This is a genomic window from Mesorhizobium sp. M0018, from assembly GCF_040323955.1.
Taxonomy (GTDB): Bacteria; Pseudomonadota; Alphaproteobacteria; order Rhizobiales; family Rhizobiaceae; genus Mesorhizobium.
This window is the reverse complement of the sequence record NZ_JAMYVL010000086.1, coordinates 1-815: the sequence shown is the minus strand read 5'-3', so window position 1 is coordinate 815 and position 815 is coordinate 1. Positions and strand designations below refer to the sequence as shown.

Sequence of the window (815 nt, the reverse complement as noted above, 5' to 3'; positions counted from 1 at the left end):
GTCGATGCGCATCTGCGCTATCTCCAGCGCGACGGCGTCACCAGGGACGGCGAGAAGGGCAGGGTGTACTCGGCCTTCGACGACGAGGCCGACAGCAAGGCCTTCGTCGAGCGCGGGCGCGGCGACCGGCATCAGTTCCGCTTCATCGTCGCGCCGGAGGATGCCGCCGAGATGGAAGACCTGCGCTCCTTCACCCGCGATCTCATGCGTCAGATGGAGACCGACCTCAGCACGCGCCTCGACTGGATCGCTGTCGACCATCACAACACCGGTCATCCGCATACCCACGTCCTGGTGCGCGGCATCACCGATGACGGCAAGATCCTGAACATCGCCGGCGACTACATCGCCCATGGCATCCGTCACCGGGCAGGCGAGCTGGTCGAACGGGAACTCGGGCTGCAAAGCGAGATCGAGGTCGCCCGCAAGCTGGCCAGCGAGGTGGAAGCCGAACGGCTGACCCGGCTCGACCGCATGCTGATCGCCGAACAGCAGGAGCACGATCTGGTCGACCTCCGTCCCAATGCCAGCGACAGCTACACCATTTCCAGCAACCGCTACCTGCTGATCGATCGGGCAAAGAGGCTGCAGCACTTCGGCCTGGCGAACGAGATCGAGCCCGGCCGGTGGTTGATCTCCGACCGGGCTGAAAGCACGCTGCGGGCGCTTGGCGAGCGCAACGACATCATCAAGACCATGCACCGGGCGCTGGACGAGCACGGCCTCGCCCACGAGCGGGGTCCGGCGCAATATGTCATGCACCGCCAGACCATCACCGAGCCGGTCGTCGGCCGCGTGCTCGCCAAGGGTCTTGC

The 815-nt window shown here is 65.9% G+C and carries 1 protein-coding gene; it reads left to right on the top strand.

Going from position 1 to position 815, the window contains the following annotated elements; translation table 11 throughout:
* Positions 1-815 (top strand): DUF3363 domain-containing protein (locus NKJ81_RS32560; RefSeq protein ID WP_352542986.1); only part of this gene is annotated, 815 nt, incomplete at both ends.